Source organism: Marinospirillum sp., from assembly GCF_014859565.1.
The window spans coordinates 1-16554 of record NZ_JACUUA010000019.1 but is presented as its reverse complement, the minus strand read 5'-3'; the positions used below and the strand labels follow the sequence as shown (position 1 = coordinate 16554).

The following is a 16554-nucleotide window of genomic DNA, read 5'->3' as shown; positions in this document are numbered from 1 at the left end:
TGACTCAGAAATTGCTCTTTTTCCTGCGCTTGGGTTTGATGCGTGGTTTGATGTCGAGGTTCTTGCGATAGGCATCCAGCTCATCTGCAGTCTCAAGACCACTCACCAGCCGGTGGGTTTCCGGATCATAACTGGATTTGAGTTCATCTTTAACACTACCTTCCCACAAGGGTACACCGACAAAATAACCGGCACGGCCTATAGCATGTGCTGCGATGGGTGCAGTGATCAGAATAAACAGAATCACCGCCACGGCTTTAGTCACCACCACCGCCTCACCAAAAAACAAACCAGCAGCAGTCATTACCAGTATTGCACCCAAAGCACCTGCTTTGGTACTGGCATGCATACGGGTGGGCAGATCCGGTAAGCGCAGAATACCCAAGGCTGCCAGCAGCATAAAAAAACCACTGGATAACAACAATAAAATAATCAGCCAATCAATCATGGCGAGGCCCTCCACGTTCCAGAAAGCGGGCAAAACCTATGGCGGCCAGAAAAGCCGTCAAGGCCATTACAATGGCCACATCAATAAAACTGCTGGAGCCGGTATAAATGGCATGGACACCAATAATGCCCACCATAATTGAGGCCATCAGTTCCAGAGCCACCACTCGATCCGGCAAAGTTGGTCCTTTCACCAGCCTGATAAAAACCACCACCAGCGCCAGGCTCATCAAAATAAAAGTCAGAGTTATTGCCAGCTTCATCTCAGTATCTCCAAGGCACGACGTTCCATTTCCTTCAGCTCTGCCCGTAGTTCTTCTTCATTATCCAGAAACATCGCATGAATGAACAAGACTCGCCGATCATCCGACACATCCAGACTGAGGGTACCGGGTGTCAATGAAATCAGATTCGCCACCAGGGTGATCTCCAGATCTGTGCGTGCTTCCAGCGGCAAGGCAATCACGCCTGGTTTCATGTACCAGATCGGAGTGATCACATCAAAAGCCACTTTAAAATTGGCCTTGATCAGCTCTTTAAAAAAGAACAACACAAAACGAATCAGATTCGGCAAACGGCGTGAATAACCATTCAACAAGGTGATATGCCGCTGCAGAATCGACAAGGAGCCATATCCCAGCAGAAAACCGATTAAAAAGTTGTAACCATTAAACACCCCGGTCAGCACCACCCAGATCAGCGCCAGCAACAGGTTCCACATAAAGGCAATCATCGTTCACCTCCCGGTACACTGGTACCCAGAACGGCCTCAATATAACCGGACGGGTTCATCAGCTGAGCAGCCGAGGCTTCGGCCAGTTCATACACGGGTTGACCATACAGACCGATCAGCAGGGTACAAACTGCCAGCAGCACTATGGGAATGTACATCCACACCAGACCCGGATCAGGCTGTTTACCTGTTAATCGATCGGTTGAAATCCCTTCAGGTACAGCTTTCCAGAAAGCTTCTGCCCAGATTTTGATCATTGAATAGAGTGTCAGCAAACCAACCAGCAGCGCGATACCGGTGACCAACCAAGCTTCGGCTTCGATACCGGCACGAATGATGATGAACTTGGCAAAAAAGCCGGAAAGAGGAGGCAAACCAGCCAGTGACAGCGCTGGAATCAGGAACAGGATTGCCAGAAACGGACGTTCTTTATACAGGCTACCCAGTTTTTTCAGGTCATAAGAACCCAGCAGTCGGTGTGCCACACCACTGACCAGGAACAGGTTGGTTTTTACTATGATGTGGTGGGTGATGTAGAACACTCCACCAATCAGCGCCAGCGGGGTAAAGAGCGCCAACCCCATCAACATGTAACCTATCTGACTGATGATGTGAAACGACAAGATGCGACGGAATTCAAACTGTGCCGCTGCACCCAGTACACCGGTCAGCATGGTGAAAGCAGCGCCCCACAACAACAACTGGTGAGTGAACTCTGGTGTGTGATTAAAGATCAGCGTAAATACCCGGAACAGGGCATACACCCCCACCTTGGTCAGCAACCCGGCAAAGAGTGCCGACACTGCCACCGGAGGCGTATGGTAGGAGGCAGGCAACCAGAAGAACAGTGGGAAGGCACCCGCTTTGATGCCAAAAGCCACCATAAACATTACCGCAATCACATCCACCATGCCGGTGTGTTCAGCTTCTGCCAGCTTCACGGCAATATCCGCCATGTTCAGTGTGCCCACCAGACCATACAGCAGACCTATGGCACTGAGAAAAATGGCTGAGGACAGCAGGTTCAGCGTCACATACTTGATGGCACCTTCCATCTGTGAGCGTTCTCCACCCAGAATCAGCAGGGCAAAAGAAGCCACCAGCATCACCTCAAACCAGACATACAGGTTAAAGATGTCACCGGTCAGGAAAGAGCCGACTACCCCAGCCAGCAGCAGATGCAATAGCGGAAAATAACCAAAACGCTCATAACTTTTCGAGGTGGTCGCCAGTGAGTAGATGGCAATCGCCAGCCCCATCATGCCGGTTAGCAATACCATGATGGCACTGAGCAAATCTGCTACCAGCGTGATACCAAAAGGTGCCTGCCAGTTACCCATGTGCATCACCACATGGCCCTCTTCACGCACTGCCAGCAACAGCAACACACTCACCACCAGCAAAGCCAAAGTACCGGCTAGGCCGATTAAGCGTTGTACCAGACTGCTGCGCCAGGCCAGCAGAGAAAGAGCACCACACAGCAGTGGAATAAAAATCGGTAAAGCCACCAGTATCATGTATCGGTTTCCTTCATCTGGTCCAGATCATCCGCTTTAATCACTGCATAAGCCCGGTGAATCAACACCACCGCAAATGCCAACACACCAAAGGCAATCACGATAGCGGTCAGAATTAATGCCTGTGGCAAGGGATCAGCCACCAGCCCTTCCGGCGCCATGGCACCTTCCGGAATCAGCGGAGGAGCGCCCCGTGTCATCCCTGCCGAAGTAAAAATCAGCAGGTTGGCGGCATTGGACAAAAGCATCAGACCTATCACCAGTTTCACAATACTGCGCCGGAGCATCATGTAGATGGCAGCGGCATACATCAGCCCCACCACCACGGCCATTATGGGTTCCATTATTTCACCTCAGATTTTTTCAGATTCAGCGAGGGCAACCACAAAGGTCATCACTGTGCCGATCACGGCAAAATAAACCCCGATATCAAAAATCAGTGGTGTGGATAGTTTAAATTCCACACCACCCGGCAGAGGAATTGGCCACCACTGTGCGGTCAGTAAAGGCTGTCCAACCAACAAGGCAGGAAAGGCTGACACTACACCGAGCAACAACCCCCAGCCGATCAGGGTGCGAGGATCAATCCGCATCAGATCGCGGGTCAATTCTGAACCAAAAGCAAACAGATAGAGTGAAAAAGCTCCAGCAGCCACCAATCCGGCAATAAAACCACCACCGGGTTCATCGTGACCACGAAACAGCAGGAAGAAAGAAAACATCAGCTGCAACGGCATCAAAAAACGAGCAGCAGCATAGAGAATCAGGGTTCCGGGTTTCATCATGCTGCGCGCCCCTCCTCAGAAGACTTGTCTGCTTTTGCTTCTTCTTCCCGCGCAGGCAGAATCAAACTGCCTCCACGCAGATTGGAGCCAGGCTCAGTGCCTGGATTCAACTTGAGCATGGCGTAAACACCGATCGCAGCGAGAGCCAGAACAAAAATCTCACCCAGAGTATCCAGTGCCCGGAAGTCCACCAGAATGACGTTGACAATATTACGCCCGTAACCCAGCGGCTGGCTCTGAGCCACCATGTATTCAGAAATACTGGGGAACACCTGTACATCGATGGTTTTCATGATCAGCAGCGTCATCAGGCCGCCGGTTAATAACGCCACTGCGGCATCTCGGATACGCTGACGCGGAGTGGAGAGACTGACAAAACCAGGCAGACGGAACAACACCAGTACCAGCAGAATCACAGTCAGGGTCTCGACCAGTACCTGAGTGATACCCAGATCCGGCGCACTGAACAACACAAAAATCAGCGCCACGGAAAAACCCAGAACCCCCATCGAGGCCACAGCACCTAGACGTGAACGGGTGGTGCAGGCCACAGCGGTGGCCGCCACCAGCAAGCCGGCAATAATCAACTCGTGCAGTTGTACATCCAGCTCCCAGTTCCAGTGCACCTGATAACGCCACAGCAGGGTATAACCCACCAACAGCACCAGTGTCATCAGAATCACACTGAGGTAATTACGCATGGAACCGTTCTGCAAAACCCGTGTCTGCCAGGCAGCCAGCCACACCAGTCCATCCATCATTTTGTAATAACCAGCCTCCGGACCCCGTGCAATGAGTGGGTCCAGTACTGACAAACGCTGACGGAAACCCTCCCAGCGCCAGAAAATTAAAGCACCCACCACCAGACTGGCCAGTGACATCAACAAAGGGGCATTAATGCCATGCCAGAGATACAGGTTGGCAATTAAGGGTTCACCCGCAACACTACTGGCAGCGGCCTGTACCAACCAGATGCCGGCAACACCAGGGAACAAGCCAAACAAGAGTGACAGGGAAGCCAGCACCACAGGACCAGCCAGCATCGATCCGCCCGCTTCATGGGGGGTACGCGGTGTTGTTTTTAACACACCAAAAAAAGGTTTAAGTGCCACTATGGCAGCCACGGCAATCACCAGCATGGATGAAACCAAAGCCAGCACCAGGGTATAAGCCAGCAGATAAGAGCCAGTCAGTACAGCTTCAAACATCAGCTCTTTGGCAACAAAACCAAAAAGAGGCGGCAACCCAGCCAGGGACAAACCTGCAACCAGTGCCGCAGCTGCTGTGATCGGCATCACCTTACGCAGCCCACCCATGGCAGTGACATCCTTGGTGCCAGTGGAATGATCCAGCGCACCGGCCACCATAAACAGAGCACCCTTGTAGAGTGAATGCCCTAACAGGAAGGCAGCAAAAGCCAGCATTGCGGTTTCTGTACCAATTCCCAGCAACAGGGTCAGGGTTCCCAATGCCATAATGGTGGAGTAGGCCAGCAGCTTTTTGATGCCAGTACTGCGAATCGCCAGAAAAGCACCCACAAACATGGTTGTAGCACCAAACAAAGGCAACAGGGTTTGCCAGATCTCTGTACCACCCATGGCGGGATGCAGACGCGCCAGCAGATACACACCGGCTTTTACCATGGTGGCAGAATGCAGGTACGAACTGACCGGGGTGGGTGCGGCCATGGCATTAGGCAGCCAGAAATGAAACGGAAACTGGGCTGATTTGGTAAAAGCACCACCCAGCAAACACAGCAGAGCAGCCAGATACAATGGATGGTTGGCTAATACATCACCCTGAGTCAGTATCTCCTGCAAGGAATAACTACCCGCCATTTGAGCCAGCAGCACCATACCGGCCAACAACACCAGGCCGCCACCGACAGTCACAAACAACCCTTGCAGTGCTGCTTTGCGAGCATCTGCATCCTGATGGTTAAAACCGATCAAAAGGTAAGAGGTGATGCTGGTCAATTCCCAGAATACAAACAGGGTAATCAGACTGTCCGACAACACCAGCCCCAGCATCGAGGCCATAAAAGCCAGCAACACCACATAAAAACGATTTAAATCAACATGACCCGCCAGATAACCACTGGCGTAGAGAAACACCAAAGTACCTATCCCTGTGATCAACAGAGCAAACAACAGTGACAGGCCATCCAGCACAAAAGTCAGTGAAATATCCAGGCCAGGAATCCAGGCCCATTCATGGGTAATCACCTCCCCGGCCATGATCAGCGGCAGATGACTGCCGAACCACAGCGCCAGTGCGGCAGGCAAAAGCGCAATCAACCAACCCAGTCGCCGATCAAAAGCGCCACTCAATAGGGGAACCAAGGCTGCCAAAAGGAAGCCCGATAACACAGCTAACTGCATGGGTTCAGATTTCCTTGTAAGAATCAGTATCGGATCAATTCAGACTAATACAGCCTGTTTTACCCGACAAGATAATCCAGAACACACCCAGCCAGCTGACTCACACGGATTAAATAAGAAGGAGAAAGCATCAAGGTGCGACAATCTGCCGCACTGCGATACCTAAAAATCACCAGCCCTGAGAGTGCTGCAAAACCAGCTCAACCATCATTTGCAGGTGTTCAGCACGATCATTTAAGGCCGGAATATAGGTAAAATCCTGACCACCCGCCTGCTCAAAAATCTCACGGTTTTCAACTTGAATTTCTTCCAGAGTTTCCAGACAATCAGCACTAAATCCCGGGCAAATCACTGATAATCCCCGCAGTTTATCCTTACCCAGTTGCTCCATCGTGGCATCCGTATAAGGCTGCAACCAAGGCTCACGTCCAAAGCGCGACTGAAATGTCAGTAACCACTGACTATCTTTCAAACCCAGCTCTTTAGCCAGCAATTCGGCGGTTTTTTTGCAATGACGAGGATAAGGATCACCCTGCTCCGCATAACGCTCAGGAATGCCATGAAAAGACATCACCAGCTTCTCTGACTCACGCCCCTGCTCACTCCAGGACTGGCGCACGGACTGAGCCAGTGCGCGGATATAAGCCGGATGCTGGTGATAATCACGGATAAAGCGAAATTCCGGCCAGTGAGGGCAAGGCTTCAGGCTGGCAGCAAGACGATCAAAGGCAGCCGCTGTAGTGGTGGCGGAGAACTGTGGATAAAGCGGCAAGACCAATACTCGCTCAATACCTTGCTGACGCAACTCACGCCCGACATCCTCCATGGAGGGAGAACCATAGGTCATTGCCAGCAATACCGGGATTTTTTCACCCAGCTCCTGCTGTAATTTCCTCTGCAGTTCATCCCGTTGTTTCTTGCTGATCGCCAACAGCGGGGAGCCCTCATCAGTCCAGACTTCTTGGTAGTTGTGTGCCACACGACGCGGACGAGTACGCAGGATGATGCCGTTGAGAATCAGCCACCAGAGGGGACGGGCAACATCCACCACACGGCGATCCCAGAGAAATTCGGCCAGATATTTTTTTACAGCGGCAGGAGTTGGCGCGTCTGGGGTACCCAGATTCACCAGCATCACAGCAAAAGGTGGTTTGATTGAAGACACAGGCAACCCTCGTCAGTCCATTAAAATAGCATGGGGGCTACTTTATCAAAAACGGGTCACCATGTATAACTTTTGTACAGCTGATTACAAGCAGAGAGGAACAGCACTACCTTGCAGACCTGAATAATAAGCGTCACGACCGATCACTTCATCATTAGCAACATGATGCACCAGCAGTGCGCGATAAATGCCCTGGCGCTTAAGTTCACCTGTCGCCTCATCAAGACTACGGAAAACCCTGGGCTGACCCCGCCAACCACTCAGAATATCCAGCTCTGTTCCAAGGCTAATCTGCACCAGATAAAAACGGCTGGAGGCATGGCTGATAATCCGGACCTCCGCATCTGGATGCGTTTGCAGCATCTTTTTTAACTCTTTGATTTGCATGGTTCTCTCCTTATTTTTAATAGAGCTTCATGGGTAATTGGTTCCAGATAGCACAAAAAAGTTCAACCGGGTGTACAACTTTTGTTTGTTATCCACCTTCAGAACCGCAGTTTGCAGCAGATCAATGACAAGTAAATGACACCAACCAGCACAAAACAACTGGAAGCTCAGAGACAACCAAATGTGTGAAGGGTATTGATTTTATTGGCGTCCCCGACAGGATTTGAACCTGTGACCTTCCCCTTAGGAGGGGGACGCTCTATCCAGCTGAGCTACGGAGACCCACTTGTTTGGAGGGGGCAGGATTATAGCGTTTAAATTCAGCGCATGTCCAGACGACGGGCTTCACGCTGCAGGAAGATCACAAAGCGATCTATTTCTGCCTGAGTTGCGCCATTTACATTAATGAAACGGAAACCGCAGGTGGTTTTACTTTTGTGCTCATTGTAAATGGCATGACGCGCTTCAACCGGCAGTGTCACTTCCTTTTCAAACTCCGGCATATTGATGGTCATCTCTTCAAAAATCTCCAGCGGCTTGAAGGGAGGCTCCACCAGCGTTTCAAACTCCAGCTTGCAGCCGGTGCTGGAAATGTCCAGCAAGCGTGCCGACATGGACTGCTGCCGCTCATAGGCCAAGAGAGAGACAGGTACTTCCAGGCTGCGCATCACATGCGCCCTGAAGGCATCACGCTTCTGGTTGTGCATCAGGGTGTTGGGGAAGCCGACACGGTAAACCGCACCCTCATCCTCTTCAATCACCTTAAGAACCTTGCAATGACTGAAGAAAATTGAAATGCCTTCTTCAGCACCACGTACAGAAAACTCTTCGCCCGCCAGTGCACGTTTGTGGCCACTGGGTGGGTTCAACTCATCCAGATAAAAGACCTGTTCCTTGCGATCCACCGCCAGCACCAGACTCAGATAACCCTGATTCAGCCCACGAAAGTGAACCGTAATGGGTGAATGATGCCGCTGCAGAAAGCTTAGAATACTGGCTATCTCTGCCGGACGGCTGATGATATGTTCACAGTCCATACTTTTTGACATCGGGACGATCTCGTTTACATCATGCAGAAACTAACGTGGATAACTCAAGCTTTGCCAAGATTTCTGGGGATATTCAAATCCCCGGCACTACCGGAGGGGTTATAAACCTTGACTTTGCCCTGAGATGCCTTCATTGCGTTCAACAACATATCAAAATGTTGCACAGCTCGGTTAATCAGACGACCATTATTGAGGTTCTGCTGCTGCACTTTTTCCAGCAGGGATACCAGCTTGTTCCAGCCCTGACGTAATGCCCTGGATGCAGCATCCGGCAGGCTGTCCAAAAAAGCATCCACACCCTCCATGTCCGCACTCAACTGCTGCTGCTCAAGAAAAGTCCTGCGCTCATCGATATCCTGCTGAATCAACACCAGCAGCTGGTTTTTCTTTTCTGTCATTTCTTCCAGCACATCACTGGTCTTTTGTGCACCCTGCAACAAACCCTGCTCATCCTCAAGCAGCAACAGGAGTGCCTGGAGGTGCTCAATGGCCTTTACCAGTTGATCCTTGAATACTTGAACTGGAGGTCTGGACACATAAAACTCCTCAGTGATTTAACTGGCTGCAGTGTAGCGGATCATCACCCAATACAAAAGAACCTGCCGCGAGAAGCTCAGGGCAGGTTACTAGATCTTGCAACAACGTTTTGACTTGGTCAGAAGCAGTCAGAATCAGAGTCTGGATTCCAGATCCATCAGCTTGCCTGCCAGCTTCTTGTAATCAATTACGTAGCTGCCTTCAGCAATCTGTTTTTTGATTGCTTCAACTCGCGCGGAATCGAAGGTGCCTTCTTCATCATTCTTATATAAATGCTGGGCATGAGCACTGAGTTCAACACGATCAGCAGCTGATGATATGGCCGCAGAGCTGGATGCTGCAAGTGTATCCTTGGCTACAGTTTGGTCACCACTCCTGACCCTGGGGTTCAGGCTGTTGCCAATGCCGTTGAGTTCGATAGCCATGATGAGGTACCCGTTGTTTATCAAATTACTGTTACAAAAGGTTTTCGGCCTACATCTTAAAAACTTTAGTCTTTTTTTAAAAAAAGTCGGGAGTTATCAAAAACGTACTTCAACAGCCCCGCGCCCTTTAACTATAGCCCGAATCACTCGACCGGACTGAATATTACGCACCCTGATCTGGTCACCAATCTTGCCATTGTCCAGGGCCTCACCCGCCATGCGCACACCCAGACTGCCAGTGCTACTGATGGCACTAATCACCACCTGTTCACCCTTATTGACCGCATCGGCAGCCATCAGATTAACATGAGTGATAACATCTCCTGCACGTACCCGATTGCGTAGCTGCATTCCGTTCAGGCTGTTGATTGAGGTATAATAATCACCCCTGACCCTGGATACCTCCATCTCCTGCACCATCAGCACCTGTGGTGTCAGACCCGTACCACGTGGCAGAGCAGTTCTTGCCACCACCACAGGTACAAAACGCTGTATATCTACAGCCAGATAAACAAACCATCCCTGATCCAAGCAACTGATTTTCAGGTTGACGCGTCCGCGCAGCTCGCCACCACCATGCGGCTCAATATCTACGGGGGTCTGACACGCAGCCAGACGCAAGCGAGGATCCAGTGCTGAGAACTGCACCTCATAACGCCCCATCTGTCCACTCAGCTGTTGATCGATCCAGTAACTGGCATCCACCTGCAATTGTGCCACATTCTGATTCTGGGCAAACGAAGGTAGAACCCAACTGAAAAGCACCATAAACAAACCATAAACCGATAAAGATTTAGCCGACATAACAGAAAACCTTACAAGGAATTTTAGAAATCTTTGCCGCAGCGGTTTATACTCACTGCAGATCCGGGCTAACATTTTCCTAAATCTTAAAAGAGCATTTTATGACAAATTCTGCAGGCAAGCTGGCAGCACGCAACAAGATCGCTGGCGGTAACCGTATGGAATTACTATTGTTCCGCCTGAAAGGAAGACAACTCTACGGCATCAATGTTTTTAAGGTAAAGGAAATTATCCCCTGCCCACGCCTAACCAATCTCCCCCATCATACACCGGAGGTTCGTGGTGTTGCGCACGTGCGGGATGGTGCCATTTCCATTGTTGATCTAGGCATGGCCATCCACCAGCCGCCGATGGAAAAACCAGAGACCCACTTTGTTATTGTTACCGAATACAATCGACGCACCCAGGGGTTTCTGGTCAGTGAAGTTGACCGAATTGTAAATATCGACTGGGAAGAAGTTCATCCACCACCCAAAGGCAGTGGCAAGGACAGCTTCCTCACCGCCATAACCCAGATGGATAACCAGCTCATTGAAATCATTGATGTTGAGAAAATCATCGCCAGTGTAGATCCCTTTGCCCAAGGAGTATCTCCAGAGGTGCTGACTGATGACATCAAGTCTATTGCCAGTGACTTCCATATCCTGCTGGTGGATGACTCCACCGTGGCACGGCATCAGGTTGAGCGTAATCTTGCTGAAACTGGCGTGCATTTCACCAGTCTGACCAACGGCCGTGAAGCACTGAACTTCTTGAACAATCTTGCAGATGAAGGCAAGGATGTGGCAGATGAGTTTTTGATGATCATCTCAGACATCGAAATGCCGGAAATGGATGGCTACACCCTGACAAACAAGATCAAACAGGATCCACGCTTGTCTGGACTGCCGGTATTGTTGCACTCCTCGCTGAGTGGTATTTTCAATGAAGCCATGGTCAAAAAGGTGGGCGCAAACTTTTTTCTGGCCAAATACGATGCTGATGAGTTGGCAAAAGTGGTAATCAATCAAATCAAAACAGCGGCAGGTCTCAAAGTGTGACACAAGTCGTAGCATTGAAGAGTATAAGTTATTATTATGAATGATCCTTTAGACTGTGATCTGTTAAGTGGTGGTGAGGGATGTCGATCAGCAAGACTTTAGGGCCCCAGGAATTCGAAGCATTCCGCAAGTTTCTGCAAGAAGCTTGCGGCATTCTGCTGGGCGACAACAAACAGTATCTAGTCACCAGTCGCCTGGGCAAAATCATGACCCAGCAAAACATGGATAGCCTAACGGATCTGATGCGGGAAATGCAGCGCAACCCCCGCTCCGGCCTCAAGGAAGCCGTTGTTGACGCCATGACCACCAACGAAACCCTCTGGTTTCGTGATGTGCACCCTTTTAATATTCTTGAGAACCGGGTACTACCCGAGATCGCCCCAAAACTGGGTGCGGAACCATTAAAGATCTGGTCTTCCGCCAGTTCCACCGGACAAGAAGCCTATTCAATCTCCATGGTGATTGAAGAGTTCCGCAGCAAGAACCCTGGTGCCTTGCGAGGTGGTGAAAAAATTATCGGTACGGACATCTCCAGTTCAGCATTAACCACTGCCCGTTCGGGTACTTATGAAATGCTGGCCATTGGACGTGGATTATCCAAGGATCGCCTGACCAAACATTTCTCACAAACCGGAGAAGGACGCTGGAAGATTAATCCCAATATCCAGCGACGAGTCGAATTCCGCATGATGAACTTGCTGCACAGCTATTCCATACTGGGGCGTTTTGATATCGTTTTTTGCCGCAACGTACTGATTTATTTTTCAGCTGACCTGAAAAAAGACATTCTCAAGCGTATTCACGGCACCTTAAAACCGGGTGGTTACCTATTCCTCGGTGCATCCGAGGCTCTGTCGAATATGCCTGAACTCTACGAAATGGTGCAGTGCAAGCCGGGCATCATCTACCGGGCTAAATAAGCCTTAGCAACTGGAGACGCCTCATGGCAACCGATAACGTACACAACTATTACGAAACCAAATTAAAAGGCATGCTCGGTTCCGAATCGCGTTTAGCAGGCAAAAATCAGGACTATATCGAAGACGTTATCTGCCTGACACTGAACCAACTGCCTGCTTTTTATGTGCGTTTTGATGTGGACACTGCGGCGTATATGTCCGAAGAAGAAATAACACGGGTACAAGAGCGCCTTAGACTGGCACTGGATGAGGCCATCAAGCAGGTGGATGCTTACCCCCACCTTGGTGACTAAACACTGCTTGCTGACTTTGAATCAAAAAAATATCCCCGCCATAAGCGGGGATATTTTATGCAACAAAGGATTACTTCTGGTCAGCACTCAAGGTCAGACCTTTTTCTTCCCAGTATTTTTTGGCACCCGCATGAACAGGTGTCACGATACCTGTCAAAGCACCTTCAACACTCATAGCACGGGCAGCGCCGGATACGCTGCGCATGAAGCTCAGACCTTCTTCAGAGAAAATCAGGTCAGTCATCTGGTGCATACGGTCTTCCGCCACATGACGACCAGCAACCCACAGGGCTGAGTCCTGAACAGTCACTACGTCATAATCCACACCTGGGTAAGTACCGGCAGGAATGGTAACTTCTGCATAGTAGGGGTGATCCTTGAATAGGCTACCGGCTTTGGCTGCTTCAAAGGTTTGCAGCAGACGCACACGGTTGGATGAAGCGGCCTGAATGACAGAAGCATTCGGGAAACCGGCAAAGACCCACAGGGCGTCAATCTGACGGTCACCCAGTGCAGAAGCGCCTTGGTTGTAACCGATGTACTGTGGGCTGATCTTGTTCCACAGACCTAGGCCTTCAAAATAACGCTGAGCAGAAGCAGCAGCACCAGAACCGGCAGGACCAACAGCAACACGCTTACCAGCCAGCTCCTTGGGAGTATTGATACCTGAGCCATCCAGTACCAGCAGGTGGGCGGGCGCACCGTAAAGGTAAGCCACAGCCTGCACATTACGATAACGGCGGGTGTCGTTGGTCAGCTGGCCATTCATACCCAGGAACAGGTCACCGGAATAAACAATACCAAAATCCGCATCACGGGAGTTAACTCGACGCAGGTTCTCAACAGAACCAGCAGAAGCCATATTGGATACATCCACGCCATCCATCGCACGGGACAGGCGAGTGGCAATACCATTGGAGAAGTACTGGAACGTACCACCATCCGGGCCACCAGAGAAGGCCAGGCGCTCGGTGCGTTGTGCATCCGCCGCTGGAGCAACAGCCAAGGCTACAGCAGTAACGGCAGCAGCGACCAGGGTCGCTGGCTTGCGAAACAACTGGGTGAGGTTCATTGTTTTCATGAACATGGTTTTTCCTCGTCTTTTTTTGATGTTGTAGGAGGGAATTATTCCCTTACAGTCAACACAGGAACCGTGGCATTACGCACCACACGCTCTGCAGTTGACCCGACCAGTACTTTTTCAATACCAGTACGACCATGGGTGCCCATCACAATTAGATCAGCACCAACAGTTTCTGCTTGCTTCAAAATCTCCTGAAACCCGGAACCAATCACCACTTCAGAGGTGACCTGATAGCCCGCTTCAGCAGCATCGGCAAAAAACTTGCTACAAAAGGCATGCATGTCTTCCAGTGCGTGAGTTTCCACTTCACGCACAAAGGTGTTAACCACCTCAGCCGGCAGGCGACGGCGCCGTTTGTCGGACAGTTCGGTAATCACATGCACCAGGTGCAAACGTGCCTTACAAAGGGTTGCCAAGCTGCGGGCATGATCCGCAGCCTTAGATGCACCTTCCGAAAAATCAGTTGCAAACAGCAGGGTTTTATATTCAGCCATTCATTTTCACTCCAGTAATTCAGGAAGCCACGGCCTGAGGTTTATTTGCCGCATCACGCTGCAGCCACCAGACCAGCCCCACCAGCGCCAGACCCGCACCATCAGTAATCAGGCTTGGCCAGTACAGCAGGAAAGTACCCACACCCAGAATAGTCCACTCCATCCAGTTGGTGGAACGGCGCAGATAACCCATGGCAAAGGCACCAAAAGCAATGGTTCCCAGTGTTGCCGAGAAAAATGCCTGAATGATTTCAAACAGCGTACCATCCAGCAGAATGGCTGGAACAAAGGCAAACAGCATTGGCATCACGTACAGCATTTTAGCAAAGCGGAAAGCCGTCCAACCGGTTTTCCAGGGATCAGATCCGGCAATGGCTGCTCCGGCATAAGCCGCCACACATACCGGAGGGGTAATATTGGAATCCTGAGAAAGCCAATAAACAATCATGTGCGCAGCAATCACCGCCACACCGAACTCACCCAGAGCAGGCACGGCCAGCACTGCAACAATCAGATAGGCTGCTGTCACCGGCACACCCATACCCAGCACCAGAGACGCCAGCGCAATCAGAATCAATGCCAGAATCAGACTACCACCCGCCATGGAGATGATCAGGTCAGAGAACTTGAGACCCATACCCGTCAGAGAGATGGTACCTACAATCACCCCGATGACACCGATGGTTGCACCCACAATCAGGGTGTTACGTGCACCCACCTGGATCGCTTCCCAAATCTGCCTTGGTCCCATGCGCGTGTCTTTATTCACCCAACTGACAGCAATACAAGAAAGCGTTGCCCAGAAGGCGGCATTACCGGCAGATCGACCACTCAACAACAGCACTGTAATAATCACCAGCGGCAAGGCAAAGTACCAGCCGGTTTTTAATACATGCTTCCAGTCAGGAATTTCTTCACCCTGAATACCCACCAGACCGTTTTTCTTGGCCTCAAAATGCACCATAAAATAGATCGATAGGAAATAGAGCGCAGCCGGCCCGATGGACAACAGCATGATGGTTGAATAAGGCATACCCGTCAGCTCAGCCATCAGGAAACCACCGGCACCCATGATTGGGGGCAGGAACATACCGCCAATCGAGGCCGCCGGCTCAATAGCACCGGCCACATGAGGCTTAAAACCGGCTCGTTTCATCATGGGGATGGTAAAAGCACCGGAGGATACCGTATTGGCGATGGCACTGCCAGATACCGAACCAAACAAAGCCGAAGAAATCACCGCAACCTTGGCTGGGCCGCCGGTTGAGCGCCCTGCTAGAGCCAGCGGTAATTCAATGAAGAATTTGCCTGCACCGGACTTTTGCAGAAAAGCGCCAAAGAAAATAAACAGGATCACGTAGGTCGCCAGCACACTGGCCATCACCCCGAATACCCCGTTGGTGGTCAGAAACAGCGACGTTGCCAGGCGCTCAAAACTAAAACCTCTGTGTGCAAACAGCTCGGGCAAATAGGGGCCGAACAGGGCAAAGCAGATCATACCCACACCAATCAAGGTGATGGACCAACCCAACACACGGCGACAGATTTCCAGCGACAACAGCAAACCAATCATACTGACCAGCATATCCAACTCGTTTTCAGCACCGGCACGGTAGTTCAGTAGCTCAAACTGGCTGATCCAGTAGATCACAGTGGCAGCAACAATCAGCGCCATCACCACATCAGTCGCTGATGGGCTGCCGGGGAAGCGCCGTACAATCCATCCATCCGCAGTAATCAGCACCGCAGCAAATGGCACAATCAGCAGCAGACTGTACACCAGCGCACCTAACTCATCCTTTACAGCCACCCCAAAACCGTCATATCCCCAAACTTCAGTAAACATCTGGATCTGGCGATAAAATTCGGTAGGGGAATCAAACACAAAAAAGCTGCTGAACACCACAGATAACAGAGCACCGCCAATAATACCCATGGCAACCTGATAACGTCGATCACCGGCTGGGTACAGCAGAAAAACCAGCACAAAGGTAATCAACACATACACACCCAGATGATATTCAGTGCTCAGAGCGGCAAAACCGGCTCCGTAGAAATAGATCAACACCATGGCTGCGCCCAGCAGGGCAACCAGCCAACCCCAGAGCCCGCTCAGGCGGCGCTCTGATTTGGCATCCTTTTCCATCAATTCCTTGAGTTTCTGCTTTTCTTCTGGGCTTAGGCCCTCAAGCGACTTATCTAGATCGGACATGGTGTTCAGGCTTCCTGTTAAAGGATTTTTATTTGAATAAAGCTGTTAGCAATGCACGTGCCACTTTAACGTGACGCTTTAATGACAAGGGCTGCAGCACAGCATCAAGACTTAGGTCTAGACACTCATTCCTCCTGTTTTATGCGGCCATCCACCCCTAAAAATGGCAAAGTGTGCGGATTCCCATACATCAACATCACCTACAGCTCAGTCTGGTCAACAGCGGGTGACTGCTCCCCGCCCTAAGCGCTAAAGCGCCACGGGTGAGGCTTCCAACTTCT

General features: G+C 50.8%; 19 protein-coding genes and 1 tRNA gene. 3 read left to right on the top strand and 17 right to left on the bottom strand.

Annotation, left to right across the window (positions count from 1 at the left end; genetic code table 11):
* Positions 1-4 precede the first annotated feature (4 nt).
* The 14 genes from mnhG to flgA all read right to left on the bottom strand — a co-directional run bounded on the left by mnhG (position 5) and on the right by flgA (position 10230).
* Positions 5-448 carry a monovalent cation/H(+) antiporter subunit G gene (gene mnhG / locus IBX50_RS04685; RefSeq protein WP_292253821.1) on the bottom strand — a complete coding sequence of 148 codons (444 nt, stop codon included), beginning with the start codon at positions 446-448 and terminating at the stop codon, positions 5-7.
* On the bottom strand, positions 441-710 hold the full coding sequence (locus IBX50_RS04680; protein ID WP_292253819.1) for a cation:proton antiporter: 270 nt from the start codon (positions 708-710) through the stop codon (positions 441-443). Before IBX50_RS04680 ends, mnhG begins: the two co-directional genes overlap by 8 nt.
* A complete protein-coding gene (locus IBX50_RS04675) occupies positions 707-1180 on the bottom strand; it encodes a Na+/H+ antiporter subunit E (protein ID WP_292253817.1) in 474 nt (157 codons plus the stop codon). The genes IBX50_RS04680 and IBX50_RS04675 overlap by 4 nt, the downstream gene beginning before the upstream one ends.
* Entirely contained in the window at positions 1177-2697 is a 1521-nt protein-coding gene (locus IBX50_RS04670; RefSeq protein WP_292253814.1) for a Na+/H+ antiporter subunit D, read from the bottom strand. Before IBX50_RS04670 ends, IBX50_RS04675 begins: the two co-directional genes overlap by 4 nt.
* The gene (locus tag IBX50_RS04665) at positions 2694-3041 is read right to left on the bottom strand and encodes a Na+/H+ antiporter subunit C (RefSeq protein WP_292253812.1); all 348 of its coding nucleotides are present in this window, start codon (positions 3039-3041) and stop codon (positions 2694-2696) included. The genes IBX50_RS04670 and IBX50_RS04665 overlap by 4 nt, the downstream gene beginning before the upstream one ends.
* 9 nt (positions 3042-3050) lie before the next feature.
* Positions 3051-3482: a Na+/H+ antiporter subunit B gene (locus tag IBX50_RS04660; RefSeq protein WP_292253809.1), complete on the bottom strand. Its 432-nt coding sequence runs from the start codon at positions 3480-3482 to the stop codon at positions 3051-3053.
* On the bottom strand, positions 3479-5863 hold the full coding sequence (locus IBX50_RS04655) for a putative monovalent cation/H+ antiporter subunit A (protein ID WP_292253806.1): 2385 nt from the start codon (positions 5861-5863) through the stop codon (positions 3479-3481). The genes IBX50_RS04660 and IBX50_RS04655 overlap by 4 nt, the downstream gene beginning before the upstream one ends.
* Positions 5864-6032: 169 nt before the next feature.
* Entirely contained in the window at positions 6033-7028 is a 996-nt protein-coding gene (gene hemH, locus IBX50_RS04650; protein WP_366930690.1) for a ferrochelatase, read from the bottom strand.
* Positions 7029-7112: 84 nt separating this feature from the next.
* Positions 7113-7415, bottom strand: coding sequence for a DUF6482 family protein (locus IBX50_RS04645; protein ID WP_292253804.1), 303 nt, complete (start codon positions 7413-7415; stop codon positions 7113-7115).
* A gap of 205 nt (positions 7416-7620) precedes the next feature.
* Positions 7621-7697 (bottom strand) — tRNA-Arg (locus IBX50_RS04640).
* Positions 7698-7735: 38 nt separating this feature from the next.
* Positions 7736-8464, bottom strand: a complete 729-nt coding sequence (locus IBX50_RS04635; protein WP_292253802.1) for a flagellar brake protein — start codon at positions 8462-8464, stop codon at positions 7736-7738.
* A gap of 44 nt (positions 8465-8508) precedes the next feature.
* On the bottom strand, positions 8509-9000 hold the full coding sequence (locus tag IBX50_RS04630; protein ID WP_292253800.1) for a flagella synthesis protein FlgN: 492 nt from the start codon (positions 8998-9000) through the stop codon (positions 8509-8511).
* A 135-nt stretch (positions 9001-9135) separates the two neighbouring features.
* The gene (gene flgM, locus IBX50_RS04625; RefSeq protein ID WP_292253798.1) at positions 9136-9426 is read right to left on the bottom strand and encodes a flagellar biosynthesis anti-sigma factor FlgM; all 291 of its coding nucleotides are present in this window, start codon (positions 9424-9426) and stop codon (positions 9136-9138) included.
* Positions 9427-9522: 96 nt separating this feature from the next.
* Positions 9523-10230 (bottom strand): flagellar basal body P-ring formation chaperone FlgA, encoded by a 708-nt coding sequence (gene flgA / locus IBX50_RS04620; protein ID WP_292253796.1) that lies wholly within the window; start codon positions 10228-10230, stop codon positions 9523-9525.
* A gap of 101 nt (positions 10231-10331) precedes the next feature.
* On the opposite strand from flgA, the gene IBX50_RS04615 reads away from it, so the two are divergent.
* From IBX50_RS04615 to IBX50_RS04605, 3 genes are all read left to right on the top strand, one after another.
* A complete protein-coding gene (locus tag IBX50_RS04615) occupies positions 10332-11270 on the top strand; it encodes a chemotaxis protein CheV (RefSeq protein ID WP_292253793.1) in 939 nt (312 codons plus the stop codon).
* 80 nt (positions 11271-11350) lie between these two features.
* Positions 11351-12190 carry a protein-glutamate O-methyltransferase CheR gene (locus tag IBX50_RS04610; RefSeq protein WP_292253785.1) on the top strand — a complete coding sequence of 280 codons (840 nt, stop codon included), beginning with the start codon at positions 11351-11353 and terminating at the stop codon, positions 12188-12190.
* 23 nt (positions 12191-12213) lie between these two features.
* Entirely contained in the window at positions 12214-12483 is a 270-nt protein-coding gene (locus IBX50_RS04605) for a late competence development ComFB family protein (RefSeq protein ID WP_292253784.1), read from the top strand.
* A gap of 70 nt (positions 12484-12553) precedes the next feature.
* On the opposite strand, the gene IBX50_RS04600 is transcribed toward IBX50_RS04605, so the two are convergent.
* The 3 genes from IBX50_RS04600 to IBX50_RS04590 are packed head-to-tail and all read right to left on the bottom strand — an operon-like array spanning position 12554 to position 16273.
* The gene (locus IBX50_RS04600; protein WP_292253783.1) at positions 12554-13570 is read right to left on the bottom strand and encodes a TAXI family TRAP transporter solute-binding subunit; all 1017 of its coding nucleotides are present in this window, start codon (positions 13568-13570) and stop codon (positions 12554-12556) included.
* Between the two features lie 38 nt (positions 13571-13608).
* Positions 13609-14061 (bottom strand): universal stress protein, encoded by a 453-nt coding sequence (locus IBX50_RS04595; RefSeq protein WP_292253781.1) that lies wholly within the window; start codon positions 14059-14061, stop codon positions 13609-13611.
* 19 nt (positions 14062-14080) lie between these two features.
* Positions 14081-16273 (bottom strand): TRAP transporter permease, encoded by a 2193-nt coding sequence (locus IBX50_RS04590; RefSeq protein WP_292253779.1) that lies wholly within the window; start codon positions 16271-16273, stop codon positions 14081-14083.
* Positions 16274-16554 lie beyond the last annotated feature (281 nt).